Genomic DNA, 22,681 nt, shown 5'->3' with positions numbered 1-22,681 from the left:
TCTACCTCAGTTTCAGGGTGGCAAGGCCAATCAGCACCAGGATCACGGTGATGATCCAGAAGCGGACGATCACGCGTGGCTCTGGCCAGCCCTTGAGTTCAAAGTGGTGGTGAATCGGCGCCATGCGGAACACGCGCTTGCCGGTCAGCTTGAAGGAAGCGACCTGGATGACCACGGACAGGGTTTCCATCACGAATACACCGCCCATGATGAACAGCACGATTTCCTGGCGCACGATCACGGCGATGGTGCCCAGCGCCGCGCCCAGCGCCAGTGCGCCCACGTCGCCCATGAACACTTGTGCCGGGTAGGTGTTGAACCACAGAAAGCCCAGGCCGGCACCGATCAGTGCGCCGCAGAACACGATCAGCTCACCAGAGCCGGGTACGTACGGGATCAACAGGTACTCGGCGAATTTCACGTTGCCCGACAAGTAGCAGAAGATGCCCAGCGCCCCGCCAACCATCACGGTCGGCATGATGGCAAGACCATCCAGGCCATCGGTCAGGTTCACGGCGTTGCTGGAGCCGACGATGACGAAATAGGTCAGCACCACGAAACCGATGCCCAGAGGGATGGTAACGTCCTTGATGAACGGCAGTATCAGGGTGGTCTCCACACTGGTCGGGGCCGTCTTGTAGAGGAACACGGCCGCAGCCAGGCCGAACACCGACTGCCAGAAATACTTCCAGCGACTTGGCAGGCCGCGGGAGTTCTTCTCGATGACCTTGCGGTAGTCGTCGACCCAGCCGATGGCACCGAAGGCCAGGGTAACGATCAGCACCACCCAGACATAACGGTTGGTCAGGTCAGCCCACAGCAAGGTACTGACGGCAATGGCAGACAGGATCAATGCCCCGCCCATGGTCGGCGTACCGGACTTGGACAGGTGCGACTGCGGCCCGTCATTGCGAACGGCCTGGCCGATCTGGCGAATTTGCAGGGTACGGATCATCCACGGCCCCAGCCACAGCGCCAGCGACAACGCGGTAAGCACCCCGAGAATCCCGCGCAGGGAGAGGTACTGGAAGACCGCGAAGCCTTTGTGGAACTGTTGCAGATACTCGGCCAACAGCAGCAGCATTAATGTTTCTCCCCGCTGGCACCGCACAGTGCAGCCACGACATTTTCCATCGCAGCGCTGCGCGAGCCCTTGATCAAGATAGTGGTATCGCCGGCATTTTCGGCACTGACTGCTTCGATCAGCGCGGCCTGCGTAGCGTAATGGTGGCCATGGGTACCAAACGCCTCGACGGCGTGCGCCATGTTGGCGCCCACCGCATACAAGGCGTCGACCTTGCCGCGGGCGTAGTCACCCACCTGACGGTGACCTTCCTGCGCCCACTGACCCAGCTCGCCAATTTCTCCAAGCACCAGGACAGTGCGTCCGGAAAAGCCGGCGAGTATATCAATGGCGGCACACATGGAGGTGGGATTTGCGTTGTAACTGTCGTCGATCACGCGAGCGCCGCTCGGGGTGACCTGCGCCACGGTGCGGCCCTTGACCGGCTGGACCGCAGCCAGGCCGGCAGCAATGCCCTGCAGGCTGATGCCCACGGCATGGGCGGCGGCGGCGGCGGCCAAGGCGTTGCTGACGTTGTGCACGCCCAGCACGTTGAGTTGCACCTGCGCCTGCTCGCCGGCCCCGTGCAGGGTGAAAGACGGGCAGCCGCGGGGGTCACGGCCAATGTCACTGGCATGGAAGTCGGCACGGGTATCGTCGAGCGCAAAGCTCACGATCCGGTGATCGCCGGCACGCGTTCGCCAAGTGTCGAAGGCCTTGTCGGCCAGGTTGAGAATGGCGGTACCGCCCTCACCCAGTCCTTCGAGGATTTCGCCCTTGGCCTCGACGATCTTCTCCGGGCCGCCGAATTCACCCACGTGCGCGGTGCCGGCATTGTTGATGATGACCACTTGGGGCTGAGTCAAACCCACGGTGTAGCGAATTTCGCCGATGCGCGAGGCGCCCAGCTCGATGACGGCGGCGCTGTGCTCGGGGGCGATTTCCAACAAGGTCAGCGGCGCGCCCAGGTCATTGTTCAGGTTGCCGCGTGTGGCATGCACCAGGCCGCGCGTGCGCAGGACACTGGCGAGCATTTCCTTGACCGTGGTCTTGCCGCTGGACCCGGTAATGGCCACCACGGGCTTGTCAAAGGCCGCCCGGTTGAGTGCACCGAGCTGGCCAAGGGCCAGGCGACAATCGGCGACCACCAATTGCGGCAGGTCGACGCCCTGCACTTGGCGTTCGACCAGGGCCGCCACGGCGCCCTTGGCCTTGACGTCCGTCAGGTAGTCATGACCGTCAAAGCGCGGGCCGGCCAGGGCAACGAAGAGTTGCCCCGGCGCGACGCTGCGGCTGTCGATGCTGACGCCATCGAAGCGGGCATCGGCGCCGGTCAGGCGACCCTTCAAGGTGGCGCTCACCTGGCTAAGCGTCATCGCCTCAAGCATTGGGGGCCTCCCAGGCTGCGAGTGCCTTTTCGGCCTCGGTCAAATCGGAAAACGCATGGCGCTGCGCGTTGATCTCCTGATAGTCCTCGTGTCCCTTGCCGGCCAGCACGATGACGTCGTCGGCAGCGGCACCGGCGATCAGCTGGGCGATGGCCTCACCGCGACCGGCCACGAACGCCACCTCGGCCGGCGCCGTAAAGCCGGGCCGAATATCGTCGAAGATGCGCATTGGGTCTTCGGTACGCGGGTTGTCGTCGGTCACCAGCACCCGGTCGGCCAGACGTTCGGCCACTTCTGCCATCAGCGGGCGCTTGCCCCGGTCACGGTCACCGCCACAGCCGAACAGGCACAGCAGTTGGCCGTGGGCATGGGGGCGTAGGGCCTGGAGCACTTTTTCCAGGGCATCGGGCGTGTGCGCGTAGTCGACCACCACCAGGGGCTTGTCGCCGCCGCCCAGGCGTTGCATGCGGCCAACAGGGCCGTGTAACTGCGGCATGACCTTGAGGATCTCGTCCAGGGCGTAGTCCAACGCCAGCAGGGTCGCCACGGCCGCCAATACGTTGCTCAGGTTGAAGCGACCCAGCAGCTGCGTGCGCAACGTGCGCTCGCCCTGGGCGGTGACGAGGGTAGCGCAGACGCCATCGTCGTCGAACTTGGCCTTGGGGCAGTACAGCGAGGCGTCCGAGTGCTCCAGGCTGTAGGTGATCAACCGGGTATCGATGCGCTCGGCCATCGGCTTGTGAGCGTAGGCGTCAGCCAGGCGGCGACCGAAGTCGTCGTCCAGATTGACCACTTGGCAACGCAGGCTTGGCCAGGCAAACAGCTTGGCCTTGGCCGCTTCGTAGGCCTGCATGCTGCCGTGGTAGTCGAGGTGGTCACGGGACAGGTTGGTCATCACCGCGATGTCGAACGCCAAGGCCGCTACACGCCCCTGTTCCAGTGCATGGGAGGACACTTCCATGGCAACGGCCTTGGCGCCTTGTTTTTTCAAGTCGTACAGGGTCGACTGCACGGCGATCGGGTCAGGCGTGGTCAGTCGACCGCTTTTCAGCTCGCCGTAGAAACCCGTCCCCAGGGTACCCACCAGGCCGCAACGCTGGCCCAACAGGTCGAGCGCCTGTGCCACCAGTTGGGTGACGCTGGTCTTGCCGTTGGTGCCGGTCACGCCTACCAGGTTCAACTGGCGGCTGGGCTCGCCATAGAAACGCCCGGCGATGTCCGACAGCTGGGCGATCAGGCCCTTGACTGGAATCAGCGGTACATCGGTCAGCGGCAGCACCGTGGCGCCCTGTTCCTCGTAAGCCACGGCGGCAGCGCCACGGGCCAGCGCGTCGGCGATATGCTCGCGGCCATCGACCTTGGCACCAGGCACTGCCAGGAACAGGTCGCCTGGGCGCACGTTGCGGCTATCGAGGGTCAGTTCACGAATCAGCGGGTCGCGACTGGCATGGGCGAAGAGGTTGCTCAATGGCATTGTCATTATCCTCGCCCTCCGTTGGCGGCTGCTGCATTGACTTGCGATTGGCTTGCCGGCGCAGGTGGCGGCAGGTTGTCTGGCGGCACGTTCATCAACCGAAGGGTGCCGGACATGACCTTGCTGAACACAGGTGCCGATACCAGACCGCCGAAGTAGCCGCCTTTGCCGGGTTCGTCGATTACCACGACGATCGCATAGCGCGGGTCGCTCATCGGGCCGAAGCCTGCGAACAGCGAGCGATAGGCATTTTCGGTGTAGCCCTTGGAACCCACCGTGGCTTTACGCGCGGTACCGGACTTGCCGGCCACGTGGTAGAACGGCACCTGGGCACGGAACACGCCGCGCGGCGCCTCGATCACTTGCTGGAGCATGCCCTGCACGGTTTCTGCGGTTTCCTTGGGAATCGCCTGGACGGCTTCGGGCGCCTTGTCCACCTTGAGGATCGACAGCGGCACCATCTTGCCGTCGTTGGCCAAGGCTGCATAAGCGTGCACCAGCTGCAGGGCGGTGACCGAAACGCCGTAGCCGTACGACAGCGTGGCTGTTTCGGCCTTGCGCCACTCCCGGTGGTTGGGCAGGTTGCCGACGCGCTCGCCCGGGAAACCCAGGCCGGTGTACTGGCCCAGCCCGACCTGGGACATGACACGGTAGATGGCTTCGCCGCCGATATCGAAGGCGATCTTGCTCATGCCCACGTTACTGGAGTTGATCAGAATGCCGGTCAGGTCGAGGATCGGACCCTCGCTTCGGGACACGTCCTTGATGGTATAGCGACCGATCTGCAGGCTGCCCGGGTAAACCTCGACCTTGTCGGTAGGCTTCCAGCGGCCGCTTTCCAGTGCGGCACTCATCGAGATCGGCTTGACCGTGGAGCCAGGCTCGAACACGTCGATGATGGCCCGGTTGCGCATGGCCGCCGGGAACATGCTGCGGCGGTTGTTGGGGTTGTAGGTAGGCTGGTTGACCATCGCGAGAACCTCGCCGGTCTTGACGTCCATGATCACCAGGCTGCCGGCCTTGGCGTCCTGCTCGGCGATGGCGTTGCGCAGTTCGCGGGTAGCCAGGTATTGAAGGCGCAGGTCAATCGACAACGCCAAGGTCTTCCCTGCCTTGGCGTTCTTGGTGACCTGGATGTCCTTGATCAGGCGGCCGCGCCGGTCCTTGATCACCTGCCGCTTGCCCGGTACACCGGCCAGCCACTCGTCATAGGCCAGCTCGACGCCCTCGCGACCGTGATCGTCCAGGTCGGTAAAGCCGACCATGTGGGCGGTCACGTCGCCGGCAGGGTAGAAGCGGCGGAACTCTTCCAGCCCATAGACGCCTGGTACCTTCAGGTCCAGCACATGCTGCCCCTGCTCCGGGGTCAGGCCGCGGACCAGGTAGATGAATTCCTTGTTGGCTTGCTGGGTCAGGCGCTCGGTGAGCTGCTGGGGGTTTTGCCCCAGAGCAGCTGCCAACTGCGGCCAGCGGTCGCGCGAAGCCTGCATTTCCTTGGGGTTGGCCCACAGCGTGGTGACCGGCGTGCTGACCGCCAGCGGCTCACCGTTGCGGTCAGTGATCAAACCACGGTGCGCAGGGATGGGAATGTGGCGCAGGCTGCGTGCATCGCCCTGGCCCTTGAGGAAATCGCGGTCGACGACCTGCAGGTCGATGATGCGCCAGCAAATGGCACCGACCATCAGCGCCAACAGGCCGACGACCACACGGAACCGCCAGGGATAGAGTGCGCCTTCGAGCTTCATCATGGCGCCACCATCCGCACTTCGTCAGCGGCTGGCACGCGCATCTTGAGCTGCTCGGTAGCCAGGTTTTCGATGCGACTGGCCGCTGTCCAAGTGCTTTGCTCCAGGATCAACCGGCCCCATTCAGCCTGGGCCTTGTCCCGCTCGTTGAGCTCCCCGTACAGGGTATTGAGCAATTGACGGTTCCAGTGCGCGCTGTACGACACGGCAATGGCCGAGCCCAGCACGCCGACGAACAGCATGAGCATGAGGAAGCTGCCGCCAGGCAGAGGTTTGGCGAACAACTTGCTCACCGCAATTTCTCCGCAACACGCATCACCGCACTGCGTGAGCGGGGGTTGGCCTTGAGCTCTGCATCGGAGGCGAACTGGGCTTTACCGATCAGCTTGATGGTGGGCTCAAACACCTTGTGCTGCACGGGCAGGTTGCGCGGCAGGTTGTCAGCTTCGCCCTTGGCCAGTTTGCGCATGAACAGCTTGACGATGCGGTCTTCGAGCGAGTGGAAGCTGATCACGGCCAGGCGACCGCCAACCTCCAGTGCGTCGATGGCCGCTTGCAGGCCGGTTTCCAGGTCGCCGAGTTCGTTGTTGACGTGGATACGCAGGCCCTGGAACGCGCGGGTGGCTGGGTTCTTGCCCTTTTCCCATGCAGGGTTGGCCACCTTGAGAACCTCGGCAAGGTCGCCTGTGCGGGTGAACGGCTGCTTTTCACGGCGCTCGACGACTGCACGGGCCATACGGCCGGCAAAGCGCTCCTCGCCATACTCCTTGAATACGCGGGCGATTTCCTCGACCGGCGCGGTGGCAATGAATTCGGCGGCGCTGATGCCTTGGTCGGGGTTCATGCGCATGTCCAGCGGCCCGTCATTGAGGAAGCTGAAGCCACGCTCCGGGTCGTCAAGCTGTGGTGAAGACACGCCCAGGTCCATCAGTATCCCGCTCACCTTACCGTGCAGGCCGCGCTCGGCCACTTCTGCACCCAGCTCGGCAAAGCTGCGCTGCACAATGACAAAGCGGCCGTCTTCGGCCGCCAGCGCTTGCCCTGTGACAATCGCTTGTGGGTCTTTGTCAAATCCCAACAGCCGCCCTTCTGGGCCGAGCTTGCTGAGGATCAGCCGACTGTGTCCGCCACGGCCAAAGGTGCCGTCCAGATAGCAACCGTCGGCGCGCAAGGCCAGTGCCTCGACAGCTTCGTCGAGCAGGACGGTAATGTGGTTGAAGCCGCTATCTATGGTCACAGGATCAGGTCACGCAATTCGTCGGGCATGGCGCCCGGTTGTTGGATAGCTGCGAGGTCGGCTGCCGAAACCGTGTTCCAGGCTTCCTCATCCCACAGCTGGAATTTGTTCAGTTGCCCCACCAGCATCGCCTTCTTGTCCAGCCGGGCGTACTCACGCAAGCGGGGCGGCACCAGGAAGCGACCACTGCCATCAAGCTCAAGGTCGACCGCGTTACCAATCAGCAAGCGCTGCAGGCGGCGGTTTTCCTCACGAAGCGATGGCAAGGCTCGCAACTTGGCTTCAATTTGCTCCCACTCATCGAGCGGGTAGACGCACAAACAGGGATCGACAGCGTCAATGGTCACGATCAGCTGCCCGTTGCAACGCGAATCGAGCTCGTCACGGTACCGGCTCGGCATGGCGAGACGGCCCTTGGCATCGAGACTGACGGCATTGGCTCCGCGAAACACGGCTGCGATTCCCCACAATATTAGCTTTTTTGTGTCAGAAAACCCACTTCATCCCACTTTCTGCCACTTGCGCACACTATAGGAATCCGCCCGCAGCACCGTCAAGGCACGTTCGGAAGGAAAAGCCTTACATGACCGAGATTTAGCGCGTTAAAGGAATGTGGAAAGACTATCTGGGGAGTAAAAAGACTTGGGAAATCAAATGCGCACAACCCGATGCGTGCCGAACTTAAAGTGATTTATCAAGAGTAAGATTTTTTCGGCATTACAAGATGAGATCTGCTATCGATTCAAGCAGGAGGGAAGAGGTGGAGAGTCAATCTGTAAGCCGGGTTTTGTCGAGGACAGTCATTCCTCTACGACGGCCATCACTGGACGCCTCTAGCAACCTACCCGGTTCCGACGCGGGCCACGCCTGATGGAACCCTATTTGGTCTTGCTCCGAGTGGGGTTTACCTAGCCACGGACTGTTGCCAGCCGTGCGGTGCGCTCTTACCGCACCTTTTCACCCTTACCGGCACAGAAGTGCTTAGGCGGTTGTTTTCTGTGGCACTTTCCGTAGGCTCGCGCCTCCCAGGCGTTACCTGGCACTCTGCCCTGCGGAGCCCGGACTTTCCTCCCCCCGCCAGCGACACCGCAATGCGGTGGAACTTAAACGGGCAGCGACTGTCCGATCGACTCTCCGGCGCAAAGAGTACCGGCAGATGCTACCAAGAACAAGCATTACCGCCTTTTATATCAATTAGCCACTACTACGCTTTCTGTTTTTCCAGTGCAACTTGATACAGCAGGTTCTTGCGGACGCCCGTTATTTCCGACGCCAGCGCCGCTGCCCGCTTGAGCGGAAGCTCGGCCAGCAGAAGGTCAAGTACGCGCTGCGCTTCGGTGCCGATACCCTGTTCGCCTTCCGGGGCGCTCCAGCCGCCTACCAGTACCACACATTCGCCGCGCTGCTGGTTGCTGTCGCCGGCAACGAACGCATGGAGCTCGGACAAAGGCAGGCCCTTGAGGGTTTCAAACGTTTTGGTGATTTCGCGCGCCAGCACTGCTGGACGGTCTGCGCCAAATACCGCCTGCATGTCGTCCAGGCACTCCAGGATGCGATGCGGCGCCTCATAGAAGATCAAGGTACGCGGCTCCTCCTTGACCTGCTCCAGACGGGCGCGGCGCCCCGCTGTCTTGGCGGGCAGGAAACCTTCGAAGATGAAGCGATCCGAAGGCAAGCCTGCCGCTGACAGTGCGGCGATCAAGGCACAGGCGCCAGGCACCGGCACCACGGGCACACCTGCAGCGCGAGCCTGTCGCACCAGGTGATAACCGGGGTCCGAAATCAGCGGTGTGCCTGCGTCAGACACCAGCGCCACATCGTCGCCGGCCATTAGCCGGGTCAGAAAGCGACCACCCTCATCCCGCTCGTTATGTTCATGGCAGGCGGCCAGTGGTGTGTCGATGCCGAAGTGTTGCAGCAGGCGGATCGAATGGCGCGTGTCCTCGGCAGCGATCAGTGACACGCTTGCCAGCACCTTCAGCGCCCTGGCACTCATGTCATCAAGATTGCCGATAGGCGTTGCCACCACATAAAGCGTTCCCACTGGGGCGGTCGAAGCCCCGGCCACATCAGTCACTGCACGCACCTGCCATTGAAATCAAAGCAGGCATTGTAGCCCGAGCACCCGCAACAGCGCGCAAAGAAGTTGAACGCCGCTGCGCCACAGCAGGCCTATAGTGAAGCTTCCACACGGCGACATCGCGCCCCGGCCAGCGCTTGGGTACAATCGCCAGCCAACTTGATCGAGTAACAGGACAATTACATGATCGCCTGCCTGCGGCTGCTCACAGCCTTCTGTCTCGCTGCCCTGCTGGCAGCCTGCGCCAGTTCGCCCTCATCCAGCCTTGGCGAGCTGCCCCGTACGCCGGATGCCAGCATCGAGCAACTGCTCGAACGGGCGACCTCCAGCAAGTCTGCCGAAGATGCCGCACTGCTGCGCCTGAGCGCCGCAGACATGGCCTATCAGCAGAAGGACTTCCCGCGCGCCGCACGCATTCTCGAACAAGTCCAGGTAGACACGCTCAAGCCCGCCCAGCAGGTGTTCGCCGTCACGCTAACCGCCGAACTTGCCATGAGCCGCAACCAACCCAAGGCTGCCTTGAGCGCGCTGCAGCATCCCAGCCTGCAGCACGTGCCCGAATTGCCTGCGCAACAGCAGGTGCGCACCTATTCGGTACATGCCGCCGCTCTGGAGGCCGACGGGCAGGCCATGGCCGCTGCCCAGCAGCGTGTGCTGTTGGCACCGCTGCTCAGCGGGCAAGCCGCCAGCGCCAACCACGATGCCATCTGGTCACTTGTCGCCTCGCTGTCGACCGAGCAGCTGCAACAGCCCGCCAACGATCCGGTCCTGGCGGGCTGGTCCAGCCTCGCCCTGGCCGTCAAGGGCGCCGGCACCCTGGAGCAGCAACAGGCAGCCATCGACGACTGGGTCAAACAGCACCCGGATCATCCTGCCGCGAAACAGTTGCCCACTGCCCTCACCAAGCTCAAGGAGCTGGCTAGCCAGCCTCTGACGCGTATCGCCCTGCTACTTCCCCAGGAAGGCCCATTGGCCGGTGTGGCGCGCGCGCTGCGTGACGGGTTCATGGCCGCCCACTTCCAGGCCCAGCAATCCGGGCAACCCGCCCCGTCCGTGCAGATGGTCGACAGCTCCCGCATCGGGTCGCTGGACGACTTCTACCGACAGGCGCAGGCCGACGGCGTGCAGCTTGTCATTGGCCCATTGGAGAAACCCCTGGTCAAGCAATTGGCTGCCAAGCCGCAGCTTCCGATCACCACCCTGGCACTGAACTATGCCGACGCGGGTCAAAAGGCGCCGCCTCAACTGTTCCAGTTCGGCCTTGCCGCCGAGGACGAGGCCCGCGAGGTGTCCCGCAGGGCCCGCGCAGACGGCATGGTCCGCGCCGTTGCCATGGTGCCGAGCGGTGAATGGGGCGATCGTGTCCTGGCCGCGTTCCGTCAGGATTGGGAGAGCAACGGCGGTACACTGCTGGCTGCAGAGCGTATTGCCCAGCCCGTGGCACTGGCCCAGCAGATTGCCGACCTGTTCCAGCTGCGCCAAAGCGAAGGGCGCGCCAAGAGCGTGCAAAGCACCGTGGGCGGCAGCATCGCTGCCCAGCCGGCACGTCGCCAGGACATCGACTTCCTGTTCCTGGCAGCCACCCCACAGCAGGCGCAGCAGATCAAGCCGACGCTGAACTTCCAGTACGCAGGTGACGTGCCAGTCTATGCCACTTCCAACCTGTACAGCGCCAGCGGCGATGTGAACCAGTACAACGACATGAACGGCATCCGTTTCTGTGAAACCCCATGGTTGCTCGACAGCAGCAACAGCCTCCGCCAGCAGGTGGTACAGCAATGGCCGCAAGCGGCGGGGAGCCTGGGCCGCCTGTATGCCATGGGTGTAGACGCCTACACCCTGGCCCCGCGCCTCGGTCAGCTCAAGGCCCTGCCGGACAGCCGTATCCAGGGCCTGTCTGGCAACCTCGGCATCAATGCCAGCCAGCGCGTTGAGCGTCAGTTGCCGTGGGCAGAGTTCGCCGGCGGCCAGGTCAAGCGCCTCCCTGATACGCCCCGCTGATGACCGCTGCCTCGCCAAGCCATGCTGGGCAAGCGGCGGAAAACCATGCCCTTGAGTACCTTCAAGGGCATGGCCTGAAGCTGATTGACCGCAACTGGCGATGCAAAGGAGGCGAGCTTGATCTGGTCATGCTCGACGCCGATACAGTAGTATTCGTCGAAGTCCGCTATCGGTTGCACGCGCACTACGGTGGCGCCCTCGGCAGTATCGATCAGCGCAAGCAGAAGCGGCTGGTGCTTGCCGCCAGCCTGTTCCTGCATCAGAAACCTCAATGGGGCAACTGTCCTTGCCGCTTCGACGTGGTCGCCCTTCAAGGCAGCCATCATGCTGGCAAGCCGCTCGAATGGTTGAAAAACGCCTTCGAATGCTGAACCCACTTCGTTCTTTTTGCTCTATGTTTCGCGGGCTGATTACCGTCGCGTGCCGCGACGGCCTCCGCCCCATTTAAGGTCACCAGATGGACATGCAATCCCGAATCCGCCGGCTGTTCCAGGCCAGCATCGATACCAAGCAACAGGCAATGGACATCCTGGCACCGCACATCGAGCAGGCCAGCCTGGTCATGGTCAACGCACTGCTCAACGAGGGCAAGATGCTCGCGTGCGGCAACGGCGGCTCGGCCGGCGATGCGCAACATTTCTCTTCGGAGCTGCTCAACCGCTTCGAACGCGAACGCCCCAGCCTGCCAGCAATCGCGCTGACCACTGACAGCTCGACCCTGACCTCGATTGCCAACGACTACAGTTACAACGAGGTGTTTTCCAAGCAGATCCGCGCCTTGGGCCAACCCGGGGATGTTCTGCTGGCCATCTCCACCAGCGGCAATTCCGCCAACGTCATCCAGGCCATCCAGGCCGCACATGACCGCGAAATGATTGTCGTAGCATTGACGGGCCGCGACGGCGGGGGCATGGCCTCGCTATTGCTGCCAGAGGACGTCGAGATTCGGGTACCCTCGACGGTGACCGCTCGCATCCAGGAAGTCCACCTGCTGGCGATCCATTGCCTGTGCGATCTGATCGACAGCCAACTGTTCGGGAGTGAAGAATGACCCCTATGCGCATTGGCCTCATGGCCTTGACCTTGTGCCTGAGCGTCACCGGCTGCAGTTCGGTACTCAACTCTGCTCGTAATTCGCCCATCGAGGACGACCGAGGCACTCGCACCATTGGCAGCAAGATCGACGATTCACTGATCGAGACCAAGGCATCGGTGAACATCGCCAAGGCAAGCCCGGACCTCGACAAGGGCTCGCACATCGTCGTCAGCAGCTACAACGGCATCGTTCTGTTGGCTGGCCAGACGCCACGCGCCGACCTCAAAAGCCTTGCCGAACAGACGGCCAGCCAAGTCCAGCGCGTCAAGAAGGTGCATAACGAACTGCAGGTCATGCAGCCCTCCTCCATCCTGGCGCGCAACAACGATGCGTGGTTGACCACCAAGATCAAGACTCAGATGCTGGCCGATACAGCAGTACCCAGCTCGCGGATCAAAGTGATCACCGAGAATGGCATCGTGTATTTGTTGGGGCTCGTCACCCAGCAGGAGGCCAATGCCGCCACTGCCGTCGTGCAAAGCGTGTCTGGTGTGCAAAAAATCGTGAAACTGTTCGAGTACATCGACTGAACACTTGAGCACGCCAGGCCGCGCAGGCCCTCGCGCACCTAGCCTATTGACAGTACTAAAAAGGCGATCCTTGCGGATCGCCTTTTCTTATTTCACCACTTTCAAACTTGGCCGACCGCTCGGGCGCGGTGGCTGCCCGCCGCCTTCTGGCGGCCCATCATCATCAGGCTGCTCCTGATCGTCCTCGATTTCCTCGTCCTCCATCATCGAAGACTCCAACTCGAAAACCATGCCCTGACCATTTTCGCGGGCATAAATACCCAGTACCGCGCCAATGGGCACGAACAACGAATGGGGCACGCCGCCAAAACGGCCTTCGAAGCTGACGGCGTCATTGTCCATGTGCAAACTGCGCACAGCGCTGGGCGACACATTCAGGACGATCTGGCCATCACTGGCAAAACCTTCCGGCACCTGTACTTTCGGGTACTCGGCATTGACCAACATATGGGGTGTGCAATCGTTGTCGACGATCCACTCGTACAGTGCTCGAACCAGATAGGGGCGACTGGAGTTCATCAACAGCTCCTCAAAGCGTGCGCATTTCGCGTTCAACGGACGACAGGCTTGCCTGGAATGACTCCCGGGCGAACTGTCGCTCCATGTAATCCAGCAGCGGCTTGGCTTGCCGCGGCAATTCGATACCCATCATCGGCAGACGCCAGAGTATGGGCAGTAGACAGCAATCGACCAGGCTTTGCTCATCGCTCATGAAACAGGCGAACTCGCCAAACAGCGGCGAGACACCGGTCAGGCTCTCGCGCAGCGCCTTGCGAGCCTCTGCACGGGCAGCCTCACCGGTGCGTGGGTCGAGAATCTGATCAGCCAGGCTGCACCAGTCACGCTGGATACGGTGCATCAGTAACCGGCTATTGCCACGCCCCACCGGATAGACCGGCATCAGCGGAGGATGCGGATAGCGCTCCTCCAGGTACTCCATGATCACCGACGACTCATACAGGACCAAATCCCGATCAACCAAGGTCGGCACGCTGCCATACGGGTTCAGTTCGGCGAGCCGCGGCGGAATCTTGTCGGTATCGACGTTGGTGATGTGCGCGTCAACGGCCTTTTCGGCCAACACAAGGCGAACCCGATGCGAGTATTGATCGGCAGGGTCGGAATAGCAGGCTAACCCATTGGTTACGCCCATGTAGCGCCTCCTCTCGAGGGATGCTTGTAAAACTGTAAATGAAAACGCGCCTGTGGCGCACTGGCATAACTACCAGTGCGCCACAGGCGCGTTCAACAACCAGAGGTTACTGCGTGATCAGTGCACGTCCTTCCAGTATTCACGCTTGAGCAAGTAGGCGAATACGAAGAAGAAAGCCAGGTACAGCAATACGTAGGTACCAATGCGCTGGCTTTCCAGTTTGACCGGGTTGGCCGAATAGGCCAGGAAGGTCACCAGGTTCTTGACCTTCTCGTCGAACTGCTCGGTGGTCAGAGTACCGGAATTCGGCGTGATGGTCAGCTGATCGCAGGCTTCATGGGTCAACGGCGTGCCGGTCAAGGGGTCAAATTGTTTCTTGCCATCCACCACCGTCTGCACCTGCTTGCAGCCGATCACCTGGTTTCCCTGCAGGCCAACCAGCACGTTCGGCATGCCGACGTTCGGGAAGACCTTGTTGTTCACACCGTAGGGCCGCGATGGGTCTTCATAGAAACTGCGCAGATAGCTGTACAGCCAGTCGGCGCCTCTGACCCGTGCCACCAGGGTAAGGTCGGGTGGCGCGGCACCGAACCAGGTCTTGGCATCGCTGGGTTTCATGCCAATCTGCATGTGGTCGCCAATCTTGGCCCCGGTGAACACCAGGTTTTCAAGCATCACGTCGTGGGGAATGCCCAGGTCATCAGCCACCCGCTCATAGCGCTGGAACTTGGCACTGTGGCACCCCATGCAGTAGTTGGCGAACGTGCGCGCACCGTCCTGCATCGCTGCCTTGTCGCTCAAGTCGATATCGACCTTGTCCAGTTCCACGCCATGCTCTGCAGCAAGGGCGAATGCAGGCATCACTGCCAGGAGAAATACAGCAATCAACTTTTTCATCAGCCAGTCACCCTTTCCGGAACCGGTTTGGTCTTCTCGAGCCTTGTGTAGAACGGCATCAGCAGGAAGTAGGCGAAGTACAGGAACGTGCACACCTGCGACAGCAAGGTACGCCCAGGCGTTGGCGCCAGTACCCCCAGCACGCCGAGGACGATGAAGGCGACGCAGAACACCAGCAGGGAGAGTTTGCTTATCCAGCCCTTGTAGCGCATGGAGCGAACCGGGCTGCGGTCCAGCCAGGGCAGCACGAACAGTACGGCAATGGCTGCGCCCATGGCGATCACGCCCATCAGCTTGTCCGGTACGGCGCGCAAGATGGCGTAGAACGGCGTGAAGTACCACACCGGCGCGATGTGCTCGGGGGTCTTGAAGGCGTTGGCCTGTTCGAAGTTGGGTTTTTCCAGGAAGTACCCGCCCATTTCCGGGAAGAAGAACACCACGGCGCAGAACACGAACAGGAACACGACCACCCCGACGATATCCTTGACGGTGTAGTACGGGTGGAACGGAATACCGTCCAGCGGGATACCGTTTTCGTCCTTGTGCTTCTTGATGTCGATGCCATCGGGGTTGTTAGAGCCGACTTCGTGCAGGGCCAGGATATGCAGCACCACCAGGCCCAGGATGACGATCGGCAATGCCACTACATGCAGGGCGAAGAAGCGGTTGAGCGTGATGCCCGAGATCAGGTAGTCGCCGCGAATCCACTGGGTGATGTCATCACCAATGACGGGAATGGCCCCGAACAACGAGATGATCACCTGGGCACCCCAATACGACATCTGCCCCCATGGCAGCAGGTAGCCCATGAACGCTTCAGCCATCAGCGCCAGGTAGATCAGCATGCCAAACAGCCATACCAGCTCCCTGGGCTTTTGGTAGGAGCCATACAACAGGCCGCGGAACATGTGCAGGTAGACCACGATGAAGAAGGCCGACGCACCCGTCGAATGCAAGTAGCGCAGGATCCAGCCGTATTCCACGTCACGCATGATGTATTCGACTGAGGCGAAGGCCTCTTCGGCCGAAGGCGTGAAACTCATCGTCAGCCAGACCCCGGTGACGATCTGGTTGACCAACACCAGCAAGGCCAGGGAGCCGAAGAAGTACAGGAAATTGAAGTTCTTGGGCGCGTAGTACTTGCTGAGGTGGTCTTCCCACATCTTGGTGGCAGGGAAACGCGCGTCGATCCAGTCCATGAACTTGCTCATCATGCGTTCTCCTGGTCGATACCGATGACGATGATCTCGTCGGACTCGTAGGCATGGGGCGGCACCGGCAGGTTCAGCGGTGCCGGCTGCGACTTGTACACTCGCCCTGCCATGTCGTAGTGGGAACCATGGCACGGGCAGAAATAGCCTCCGACCCATTTGGGACCGAGGTCGACGGGGGCCACTTCCGGGCGGAAGGTGGGCGAGCACCCCAGGTGCGTGCACAGACCAACCAGCACGAGGATCTCCGGCTTGATGGAGCGTACTTGCGGATCGACGTAGGTCGGCTGGTCCGATGCCTGGGAATCAGGGTCTGACAATTCGCCGGTGATTTTCTTGAGGTTGCCGAGGATCTCAGCCGTTCGCCGCACGATGAACACAGGCTGCCCTCGCCATTCTGCGACCATCTGCTGCCCTGGCTCGACCTTAGCGATGTTGACCTTTACCGGTGCGCCTGCAGCTTTCGCCTTGGCACTGGGGAACCATGACCCCACGAACGGTACCGCAGCCCCCACTGCTCCCGCTGCCCCGACCACGGATGTCGCGGCTACGAGGAAGCGGCGCCGGCCTGCGTTGACGCCGTCATTGCTCATTCAGTCCTCTCCCATCAGCTTGCTTGGCCTGTTGAACCAGGCTCGTACCTACGTTGTGTCTGTGGCGCTAAAAATTGGTCGCCATGGTAAGTAACAAAACCACACACTGACAAGGTGATTACCGGGCTGCACGGCCACTACCCACGCTTTGCTTGATCTACGTCTATGGGAAAGGCGCTCACCGACGAGCGGGTAAATTATTCAAGGCAAAAAAAAGCCCGGTTCCAAGGAACCGGGCTTTTTTCGACTGCCGAAGCGGTATTAACGCTTGGAGTACTGAGGACGCTTACGCGCTTTACGCAGACCCACTTTCTTACGCTCGACTTCACGAGCGTCGCGGGTGACGTAGCCAGCACGACGCAGAGCGCCACGCAGGGTTTCGTCGTATTCCATCAGGGCGCGGGTGATACCGTGACGGATCGCACCGGCCTGACCGCTGACACCACCACCGGAAACGGTGACGTAGATGTCGAATTTCTCAACGCTTTCGGTCAGCTCGAGTGGCTGGCGAACAACCATGCGAGCGGTTTCGCGACCGAAGAACACGTCCAGAGAACGGTTGTTGATGGAGATGTTACCAGTACCCGGACGCAGGAATACGCGAGCGGTTGCGGTCTTGCGACGGCCAGTGCCGTAATTTTGAGTCGCCGACATAATGAACTATCCCGTTAGATCTTCAGTTCTTGAGGCTGCTGAGCAGTGTGTGGGTGAGCAGCACCCGCGTACACTTTCAGCTTACGGTACATGTCGCGACCCAGCGGGTTCTTCGGCAGCATGCCTTTGACCGCAGTTTCGATAACACGCTCAGGGGCCTTGGCGATCAACTTCTCGAAGTTGATTTCCTTGATACCACCTGGGAAACCGGAGTGGGAGTAGTACATTTTGTCGGAAGACTTGGCACCCGTCACACGAACCTGCTCGGCGTTGATGACGACGATGTAGTCGCCGGTATCAACGTGAGGGGTGTATTCTGGCTTGTGTTTGCCACGCAGACGGCTAGCGATTTCGGTAGCCAGACGACCCAGGGTCTGGCCAGCGGCGTCGACTACGAACCACTCGCGCTTTACTGTTTCCGGTTTAGCAGTAAAAGTTTTCATTCTCTAAAGCCTCAGAGGCCGCCCAGCGAAAAATAGACGGCGAATCTTACTGGATAGTGCACAGCTTGCCAAGGGCAAGCGCGCAGCCGAACGCTGACGCTTTTGGGGGCTCGGGTCAGGCACGCCAATGTTCGACGGGGTTCTTCCTGCGTGATGGTGCATCACTTCCGCCACGCGGAGAGGGGCTGAATTATCCAGATTGCGGGAAAAATATCAACCTGCTTTGATGAATGACCATAGCCAAGGAGCAAGCAACCGATGGACTACCGTCAGCTGGGTCGCACCGACCTCCAAGTCAGCGCGCTGTGTCTGGGCACCATGACCTGGGGCGAGCAGAACGATCAGACCCAGGCATTCGAACAGATTGCCCGGGCCAAGGCCGCGGGCATCAACTTCATCGATACCGCCGAGATGTATCCGGTACCCCCGCGGCCGGAAACCTATGCCGCTACCGAGCGCATCATCGGTAACTGGTTCGCCCGCCAGGGCGATCGGGACGACTGGGTACTGGCCAGCAAGGTGGCCGGCCCCGGCAATGGCATCAGCCATATCCGCGACGGTCAACTCAGGCACAACCGGCAACACATCGTCGCGGCACTGGAAGAGAGCCTGCGGCGCCTGCAGACCGATCGCATCGACCTCTACCAGCTGCACTGGCCTGAACGCAGCACCAACTTCTTCGGCAAGCTGGGCTACCAGCATCTGGCCCAGGACCATTTCACGCCACTGGAAGAAACCCTGGAGGTGCTCGACGAGCAGGTGCGCGCGGGCAAGATCCGCCACATCGGGCTGTCCAACGAAACCCCCTGGGGCACCATGAAATTCCTGCAGCTGGCCGAAAGCCGTGGCTGGCCTCGGGCCGTCTCTATCCAGAACCCCTACAACCTGCTCAATCGCACCTTCGAGGTGGGGCTTGCCGAAATCGCCATCCGGGAGCAGTGCGGCCTGCTGGCTTACTCGCCCTTGGCCTTTGGCATGCTCTCGGGCAAATACGAAGGCGGCGCCCGCCCGGAGAAGGCGCGACTGACCCTATTCAGCCGCTTTGCCCGCTATTCCAACCCACAGACGGTGGCCGCTTGCGAACGTTATGTACAGCTGGCCCGGGACCACGGTGTCGATCCGGCGCAAATGGCCCTGGCCTTCGTTACCCGTCAGCCATTCGTGACCAGCAACATCATCGGCGCTACCAGCCTCGAGCAACTGGACAGCAACCTGGCCTGCCTCGAACTCACCCTCAATGACGAGCTGCTGGCAGCCATCGAGGCCGTTCATCAGGACCAGCCCAACCCCGCGCCCTGAGCACGCACCCAACGCCGCTTGCTTCACGGCTTACCCGTGCAGCGGGCGGCGCGATCTACCAGGCTAGACACGACCCGTAAAAAATAAGACGATCCAGCCAGTGATTGACCACTCCATCCTATAAGAACAATGACAATGATGTTTACCCAACCCTCCGCGTCGTTGCGGCGCGTCAGCATCCTGGCCATTGACAAGGTATTCGCTTCGACCTTGATGCAGGCCAAGGACTTCTTTCACCTGGCCAGCTTGCGCTACGGCAAACAGTTAGGCCTGGGCTTGCAGCCCATGTTCGAGATCCACCTGGTCAGCCCTGACGGGTTGCCGGTCGAGAGCTTCAGCAACGTGCAGCTGCCGGTGGACGGCGGCCTGGATGATGCCGACGTGATTATTCTTCCGGCGTTCTGGGACGATTTTGACAACCTGTTGCAACGTTATCCGCAGGTGCTGCCCTGGCTGCAGGCACAGCATGCCCGGGGCGCCGTGCTGTGTGCAGAGGCCAGTGGCGTGTTCTGGCTGGCCGAGTCAGGTCTGCTCGACGGCAAGGAAGCGACCACGTACTGGCGTTTCTTCGACAGTTTTGCCGAGCGCTTCCCGCAAGTACGCCTGACCCAGGACAAACACCTGACCGACGCCGACAACCTGTACTGCGCCGGCGGCACTACATCGGCCTGCGACCTGTACATCTACCTGATCGAGCGCTTTTGCGGGGCCAATGTGGCGCGGGCCGTCTCGCGCGACATTCTGTACGAAGTGCAGCGCAACTACACGCCGGGACGCATGGGCTTTGGCGGCCAGAAGCTGCACCAGGACCTGATCATCTTGCAGATCCAGCACTGGCTCGAAGAGCACTTCGCAGACAAGTTCCGCTTCGAGGACGTGGCCCGTAACCACGGCATGAGCATTCGCAACTTCATGCGCCGCTTCCAGGGCGCGACCGGGGACAAGCCGTTGCATTACCTGCAACGCTTGCGCATCGAGACGGCCAAGGGACTGTTGTCGAGCACGCGCAAGAGCATCAAGACCATCAGTTACGAGGTGGGCTATGACGATGCCAGCTTCTTTGCCCGGCTGTTTCGCCAGCACACCGACCTGTCGCCGAACCAGTATCGCCAGCAGTTTATGCAAGAAGCCTGAGCGCAATCGGGCTGCCTGACAGCCCACCGCCGGCAATCAGGCGGTGGACTGCCAGGCAGCCCCAGGGTCTCAAGGCTTGTGCGCGCGGGACAGGAATTCGTGAGACTGCATTTCCAGCAGTCGGCTCAGCGTGCGCTGAAACTCGAAGCTCAGGCGCCCACCGGTATACAGGTCCTTGAGTTCCACCTCGGCCGAGATGATCAGCTTGACGTTACGGTCATAGAACTCGTCGACCATGTTGATGAAGCGACGCGCGATGTCATCGCTTGCCACGCCCATCTGCTCGACGTTGCTCAGCAGGACCGCATGGAAGATCTTGCCCAGTTCGATGTAGTCGTTCTGGCTTCGCGGCCCATCACACAAGGCGCGGAAGTCGAACCAGGCCACATCGTCGCAAGTGCGCAGCGCCTGAATGGGACGGTTCTCGATCATCAGCACGTCGTTCTCGACCGCTGCGGTGCACTCGGGCGTCAGCGCCTTGAAGCTGGCACGCATGCTCTGCTGCGCCGCCTCGTCGAGCGGGTGATGGAACAGTTCGGCCTGCTCAAGGTGGCGCAGGCGATAATCGACACCGCTGTCGACGTTCACCACATCGGTGTACTGCTTGATCATGGCGATGGCCGGCAGGAAGCGTGCACGTTGCAGGCCATCCTTGTAGAGGCCGTCCGGCACGATGTTGGAAGTGGCCACCAGGGAAACACCGTTCTTGAACAGCTCCTCCATCAGGGTGCCCAGGATCATGGCGTCGGTGATGTCCGAGACGAAGAATTCGTCGAAGCAGATCACCTTGGCCTCATCGCTGAAGCGCTTGGCAATGATGGTCAGGGGGTTCTTCTCGCCCTTGAGGGTTTTCATCTCTTCGTGGACACGCTTCATGAAGCGGTGGAAGTGCGTGCGCATCTTCTGCTTGAACGGCAGCGCTTCGAAGAAGGTGTCGACCAGGTAAGTCTTGCCTCGCCCTACCCCGCCCCAGAAGTACAGGCCCTTGACCGGGGTCTGCTCCTTCTTGCCGAACAACTTGCCGAATACACCCGGCTTGTTGTTCTGGGCCTGCACCAGGTCGTCGTACAGGCGCTGCAGGTGACGCACCGCAGTTTCCTGCGCCGCGTCATGAAAGAAATCGGGACGTTTCAGATCTGCTTGATAGCGTTCTAGGGGAGTCATGATTCGTTAGCGAGGCAACAAAAAACGGGCCGTCACTGTAGCGAGCGGCCCGCCTAATGGCAATGCGACTTGCGTCAATATGCCCCATACCGGTAACCAGAGCCCGATGATAGTGCCCTGATCATCAGGCCAGAGGGCGGGCACATTCCGTCCGTCGATCAGTCCTGTTGCGGCTCAAGCGCTGCACGAAGACGCTCGATGGCTGCATCACGGGCTTGTTCGCTGTCGAACGAGGCACCGTCGGCAACCGGCTCACCCTTGAGCCACACACCAAAGCCCAGCCCCTCGGCGCGGATATCGACCCCATCGCCTTGCTGCAACTGCTTGCTTGCGGCACCGGCGCTCTTGCCATCGGCAAAGCTGCGGGACAACAGCAGTTGCTCGCCATCGGCAGCCAACAAGCGGAAGCGGAAGCTGCCGTCTTCGTCCCGGAAGCTGACGAAGCGCGCGCTCTTGGCGACCTTCTTCTTGACGTTCGCCGTGGTCTGCACGCTGCTGCGGAACGAACGCAGGCCAACGGCCTCGCGCAACTGTTCCAGGAACGGCGTGGCGATGGTGCGCGCCTTGGCCGCGCCTGCCAGGAGGATGTCCTCCAGGTCCGCAGGCCGCGCGATCAGCTGATGGTAATAGTCGCGCTTTTCCGCCAACTGGCCATCGAGCAGCTGGAACAGGCGCTGCTTGGCTTCGCCCCAACCCAGGCCCTGCTCTAGCTCGGCTCGGAACTCGGCGCACTGTGCAGGCGTGGAGAAGGCCTGGAACAGCGTGAACAGGTGCGCGTCGTCCGGGTTCTTGGCTTCACCCGGCGCGCGCGAGTCCGTCACGATGCGCGAAATGGCATCCTTCATGTCCTTGGCGCTGGTGAACAACGGGATGGTGTTGTCATAGCTCTTGGACATCTTGCGCCCATCCAGGCCGGGCAAGGTAGCCACGCTTTCCTCGATGACCGCTTCCGGCAGTGCGAAGAACTCATTGCCCTGGCCGAACAGGTGGTTGAAGCGCTGGCCGATATCGCGGGCCATTTCCACGTGCTGGATCTGGTCACGGCCAACCGGCACCTTGTTGGCGTTGAACATCAGGATGTCCGCCGCCATCAGCACCGGGTAGCTGAACAGGCCCATGGTGACGCCGGCGTCCGGGTCTTCGCCGTTTTCGACGTTCTTGTCCACCGATGCCTTGTAGGCATGGGCCCGGTTGAGCAAGCCCTTGGCCGCAACGCAGGTCAGCAGCCACGTCAGCTCGGGGATTTCCGGAATGTCGGACTGGCGGTAGAAGGTCACCTTGTCCGGATCCAGGCCACCGGCTAGCCAGGTGGCGGCGATTTCCAGGCGCGAGCGCTGGATGCGCAGCGGGTCGTCGCACTTGATCAGGGCGTGGTAGTCGGCCAGGAAGTAGAACGAGTCCACGCCAGGCTGCTGGCTGGCTCGGATGGCCGGGCGGATGGCACCGGCGTAGTTGCCCAGGTGCGGAGTGCCGGTGGTCGTGATACCGGTAAGGATACGCGTGGTCATGGGTGTTCGCT

23 protein-coding genes and 1 other RNA gene are annotated in these 22,681 nt (G+C 61.4%); 6 read left to right on the top strand and 18 right to left on the bottom strand.

The window, feature by feature from the left end:
- Position 1 precedes the first annotated feature (1 nt).
- The 9 genes from mraY to rsmI form a co-directional block, all read right to left on the bottom strand.
- On the bottom strand, positions 2 to 1,084 hold the full coding sequence (mraY, locus tag B2J77_RS04145) for a phospho-N-acetylmuramoyl-pentapeptide-transferase (protein ID WP_015271711.1): 1,083 nt from the start codon (positions 1,082 to 1,084) through the stop codon (positions 2 to 4).
- Entirely contained in the window at positions 1,084 to 2,451 is a 1,368-nt protein-coding gene (locus B2J77_RS04140) for a UDP-N-acetylmuramoyl-tripeptide--D-alanyl-D-alanine ligase (RefSeq protein WP_058637161.1), read from the bottom strand. Before B2J77_RS04140 ends, mraY begins: the two co-directional genes overlap by 1 nt.
- On the bottom strand, positions 2,444 to 3,931 hold the full coding sequence (locus B2J77_RS04135; RefSeq protein ID WP_078478039.1) for a UDP-N-acetylmuramoyl-L-alanyl-D-glutamate--2,6-diaminopimelate ligase: 1,488 nt from the start codon (positions 3,929 to 3,931) through the stop codon (positions 2,444 to 2,446). The genes B2J77_RS04140 and B2J77_RS04135 overlap by 8 nt, the downstream gene beginning before the upstream one ends.
- Entirely contained in the window at positions 3,931 to 5,670 is a 1,740-nt protein-coding gene (locus B2J77_RS04130) for a peptidoglycan D,D-transpeptidase FtsI family protein (protein WP_194286104.1), read from the bottom strand. Before B2J77_RS04130 ends, B2J77_RS04135 begins: the two co-directional genes overlap by 1 nt.
- The gene (gene ftsL / locus B2J77_RS04125) at positions 5,670 to 5,963 is read right to left on the bottom strand and encodes a cell division protein FtsL (protein WP_023534348.1); all 294 of its coding nucleotides are present in this window, start codon (positions 5,961 to 5,963) and stop codon (positions 5,670 to 5,672) included. Before ftsL ends, B2J77_RS04130 begins: the two co-directional genes overlap by 1 nt.
- On the bottom strand, positions 5,960 to 6,907 hold the full coding sequence (gene rsmH, locus B2J77_RS04120; RefSeq protein WP_078478037.1) for a 16S rRNA (cytosine(1402)-N(4))-methyltransferase RsmH: 948 nt from the start codon (positions 6,905 to 6,907) through the stop codon (positions 5,960 to 5,962). The genes ftsL and rsmH overlap by 4 nt, the downstream gene beginning before the upstream one ends.
- Positions 6,904 to 7,359 carry a division/cell wall cluster transcriptional repressor MraZ gene (gene mraZ, locus B2J77_RS04115; protein WP_023534344.1) on the bottom strand — a complete coding sequence of 152 codons (456 nt, stop codon included), beginning with the start codon at positions 7,357 to 7,359 and terminating at the stop codon, positions 6,904 to 6,906. Before mraZ ends, rsmH begins: the two co-directional genes overlap by 4 nt.
- A gap of 308 nt (positions 7,360 to 7,667) precedes the next feature.
- Positions 7,668 to 8,041: RNase P RNA component class A (gene rnpB / locus B2J77_RS04110), an RNA gene on the bottom strand.
- A gap of 70 nt (positions 8,042 to 8,111) precedes the next feature.
- Positions 8,112 to 8,984, bottom strand: coding sequence for a 16S rRNA (cytidine(1402)-2'-O)-methyltransferase (rsmI, locus tag B2J77_RS04105; protein WP_078478036.1), 873 nt, complete (start codon positions 8,982 to 8,984; stop codon positions 8,112 to 8,114).
- Positions 8,985 to 9,170: 186 nt separating this feature from the next.
- Here rsmI and B2J77_RS04100 point away from each other — a divergent pair, with 186 nt between their 5' ends.
- The 4 genes from B2J77_RS04100 to B2J77_RS04085 all read left to right on the top strand — a co-directional run bounded on the left by B2J77_RS04100 (position 9,171) and on the right by B2J77_RS04085 (position 12,614).
- Positions 9,171 to 10,988: a penicillin-binding protein activator gene (locus B2J77_RS04100; RefSeq protein WP_078478035.1), complete on the top strand. Its 1,818-nt coding sequence runs from the start codon at positions 9,171 to 9,173 to the stop codon at positions 10,986 to 10,988.
- Complete coding sequence (locus B2J77_RS04095) at positions 10,988 to 11,359, top strand: YraN family protein (protein ID WP_058604947.1); 372 nt, start codon at positions 10,988 to 10,990, stop codon at positions 11,357 to 11,359. Before B2J77_RS04100 ends, B2J77_RS04095 begins: the two co-directional genes overlap by 1 nt.
- Positions 11,360 to 11,445: 86 nt before the next feature.
- A complete protein-coding gene (locus tag B2J77_RS04090; protein WP_012274070.1) occupies positions 11,446 to 12,039 on the top strand; it encodes a phosphoheptose isomerase in 594 nt (197 codons plus the stop codon).
- Entirely contained in the window at positions 12,036 to 12,614 is a 579-nt protein-coding gene (locus B2J77_RS04085; protein WP_058604946.1) for a BON domain-containing protein, read from the top strand. Before B2J77_RS04090 ends, B2J77_RS04085 begins: the two co-directional genes overlap by 4 nt.
- 87 nt (positions 12,615 to 12,701) lie before the next feature.
- Here B2J77_RS04085 and B2J77_RS04080 read toward each other — a convergent pair whose 3' ends face one another.
- The 7 genes from B2J77_RS04080 to rplM form a co-directional block, all read right to left on the bottom strand.
- On the bottom strand, positions 12,702 to 13,133 hold the full coding sequence (locus B2J77_RS04080) for a ClpXP protease specificity-enhancing factor (protein ID WP_058604945.1): 432 nt from the start codon (positions 13,131 to 13,133) through the stop codon (positions 12,702 to 12,704).
- Between the two features lie 10 nt (positions 13,134 to 13,143).
- Positions 13,144 to 13,767, bottom strand: a complete 624-nt coding sequence (locus B2J77_RS04075; RefSeq protein ID WP_078478034.1) for a glutathione S-transferase N-terminal domain-containing protein — start codon at positions 13,765 to 13,767, stop codon at positions 13,144 to 13,146.
- A gap of 117 nt (positions 13,768 to 13,884) precedes the next feature.
- Positions 13,885 to 14,664, bottom strand: coding sequence for a cytochrome c1 (locus tag B2J77_RS04070; protein ID WP_058604943.1), 780 nt, complete (start codon positions 14,662 to 14,664; stop codon positions 13,885 to 13,887).
- Positions 14,664 to 15,875: a cytochrome b gene (locus B2J77_RS04065; RefSeq protein WP_078478033.1), complete on the bottom strand. Its 1,212-nt coding sequence runs from the start codon at positions 15,873 to 15,875 to the stop codon at positions 14,664 to 14,666. Before B2J77_RS04065 ends, B2J77_RS04070 begins: the two co-directional genes overlap by 1 nt.
- Positions 15,875 to 16,468 carry a ubiquinol-cytochrome c reductase iron-sulfur subunit gene (petA, locus tag B2J77_RS04060; protein ID WP_023534417.1) on the bottom strand — a complete coding sequence of 198 codons (594 nt, stop codon included), beginning with the start codon at positions 16,466 to 16,468 and terminating at the stop codon, positions 15,875 to 15,877. Before petA ends, B2J77_RS04065 begins: the two co-directional genes overlap by 1 nt.
- 261 nt (positions 16,469 to 16,729) lie before the next feature.
- The gene (gene rpsI, locus B2J77_RS04055) at positions 16,730 to 17,122 is read right to left on the bottom strand and encodes a 30S ribosomal protein S9 (protein ID WP_003251821.1); all 393 of its coding nucleotides are present in this window, start codon (positions 17,120 to 17,122) and stop codon (positions 16,730 to 16,732) included.
- Between the two features lie 14 nt (positions 17,123 to 17,136).
- Complete coding sequence (gene rplM, locus B2J77_RS04050; protein WP_003260798.1) at positions 17,137 to 17,565, bottom strand: 50S ribosomal protein L13; 429 nt, start codon at positions 17,563 to 17,565, stop codon at positions 17,137 to 17,139.
- 258 nt (positions 17,566 to 17,823) lie between these two features.
- Here rplM and B2J77_RS04045 point away from each other — a divergent pair, with 258 nt between their 5' ends.
- Positions 17,824 to 18,864 (top strand): NADP(H)-dependent aldo-keto reductase, encoded by a 1,041-nt coding sequence (locus B2J77_RS04045; protein WP_058637166.1) that lies wholly within the window; start codon positions 17,824 to 17,826, stop codon positions 18,862 to 18,864.
- A 237-nt stretch (positions 18,865 to 19,101) separates the two neighbouring features.
- Complete coding sequence (locus B2J77_RS04040) at positions 19,102 to 19,998, top strand: GlxA family transcriptional regulator (RefSeq protein ID WP_167338593.1); 897 nt, start codon at positions 19,102 to 19,104, stop codon at positions 19,996 to 19,998.
- 69 nt (positions 19,999 to 20,067) lie between these two features.
- On the opposite strand, the gene zapE is transcribed toward B2J77_RS04040, so the two are convergent.
- Together zapE and B2J77_RS04030 are read right to left on the bottom strand one after the other, a co-directional pair.
- A complete protein-coding gene (gene zapE, locus B2J77_RS04035; protein ID WP_058637167.1) occupies positions 20,068 to 21,162 on the bottom strand; it encodes a cell division protein ZapE in 1,095 nt (364 codons plus the stop codon).
- Between the two features lie 158 nt (positions 21,163 to 21,320).
- Entirely contained in the window at positions 21,321 to 22,670 is a 1,350-nt protein-coding gene (locus B2J77_RS04030) for a tryptophan--tRNA ligase (protein WP_058637168.1), read from the bottom strand.
- Positions 22,671 to 22,681: the final 11 nt, after the last annotated feature.

Source organism: Pseudomonas parafulva (assembly GCF_002021815.1).
In the GTDB taxonomy this organism is placed as follows: domain Bacteria; phylum Pseudomonadota; class Gammaproteobacteria; order Pseudomonadales; family Pseudomonadaceae; genus Aquipseudomonas; species Aquipseudomonas parafulva_B.
The sequence above is the reverse complement of the archived record's forward strand: the minus strand, read 5'-3'. Positions and strand labels throughout refer to the sequence as shown.

Bases quoted from the DNA above. Each gene is read 5' to 3' on its own strand.
- mraY (WP_015271711.1), bottom strand. From the start codon at position 1,084: ATGCTGCTGCTGTTGGCCGAGTATCTGCAACAGTTCCACAAAGGCTTC.
- B2J77_RS04140 (WP_058637161.1), bottom strand. From the start codon at position 2,451: ATGCTTGAGGCGATGACGCTTAGCCAGGTGAGCGCCACCTTGAAGGGT.
- B2J77_RS04135 (WP_078478039.1), bottom strand. From the start codon at position 3,931: ATGACAATGCCATTGAGCAACCTCTTCGCCCATGCCAGTCGCGACCCG.
- B2J77_RS04130 (WP_194286104.1), bottom strand. From the start codon at position 5,670: ATGAAGCTCGAAGGCGCACTCTATCCCTGGCGGTTCCGTGTGGTCGTC.
- B2J77_RS04100 (WP_078478035.1), top strand. From the start codon at position 9,171: ATGATCGCCTGCCTGCGGCTGCTCACAGCCTTCTGTCTCGCTGCCCTG.
- B2J77_RS04095 (WP_058604947.1), top strand. From the start codon at position 10,988: ATGACCGCTGCCTCGCCAAGCCATGCTGGGCAAGCGGCGGAAAACCAT.
- B2J77_RS04090 (WP_012274070.1), top strand. From the start codon at position 11,446: ATGGACATGCAATCCCGAATCCGCCGGCTGTTCCAGGCCAGCATCGAT.
- B2J77_RS04085 (WP_058604946.1), top strand. From the start codon at position 12,036: ATGACCCCTATGCGCATTGGCCTCATGGCCTTGACCTTGTGCCTGAGC.
- B2J77_RS04080 (WP_058604945.1), bottom strand. From the start codon at position 13,133: ATGAACTCCAGTCGCCCCTATCTGGTTCGAGCACTGTACGAGTGGATC.
- B2J77_RS04075 (WP_078478034.1), bottom strand. From the start codon at position 13,767: ATGGGCGTAACCAATGGGTTAGCCTGCTATTCCGACCCTGCCGATCAA.
- B2J77_RS04070 (WP_058604943.1), bottom strand. From the start codon at position 14,664: ATGAAAAAGTTGATTGCTGTATTTCTCCTGGCAGTGATGCCTGCATTC.
- B2J77_RS04065 (WP_078478033.1), bottom strand. From the start codon at position 15,875: ATGAGCAAGTTCATGGACTGGATCGACGCGCGTTTCCCTGCCACCAAG.
- petA (WP_023534417.1), bottom strand. From the start codon at position 16,468: ATGAGCAATGACGGCGTCAACGCAGGCCGGCGCCGCTTCCTCGTAGCC.
- rpsI (WP_003251821.1), bottom strand. From the start codon at position 17,122: ATGTCGGCGACTCAAAATTACGGCACTGGCCGTCGCAAGACCGCAACC.
- rplM (WP_003260798.1), bottom strand. From the start codon at position 17,565: ATGAAAACTTTTACTGCTAAACCGGAAACAGTAAAGCGCGAGTGGTTC.
- B2J77_RS04045 (WP_058637166.1), top strand. From the start codon at position 17,824: ATGGACTACCGTCAGCTGGGTCGCACCGACCTCCAAGTCAGCGCGCTG.
- zapE (WP_058637167.1), bottom strand. From the start codon at position 21,162: ATGACTCCCCTAGAACGCTATCAAGCAGATCTGAAACGTCCCGATTTC.
- B2J77_RS04030 (WP_058637168.1), bottom strand. From the start codon at position 22,670: ATGACCACGCGTATCCTTACCGGTATCACGACCACCGGCACTCCGCAC.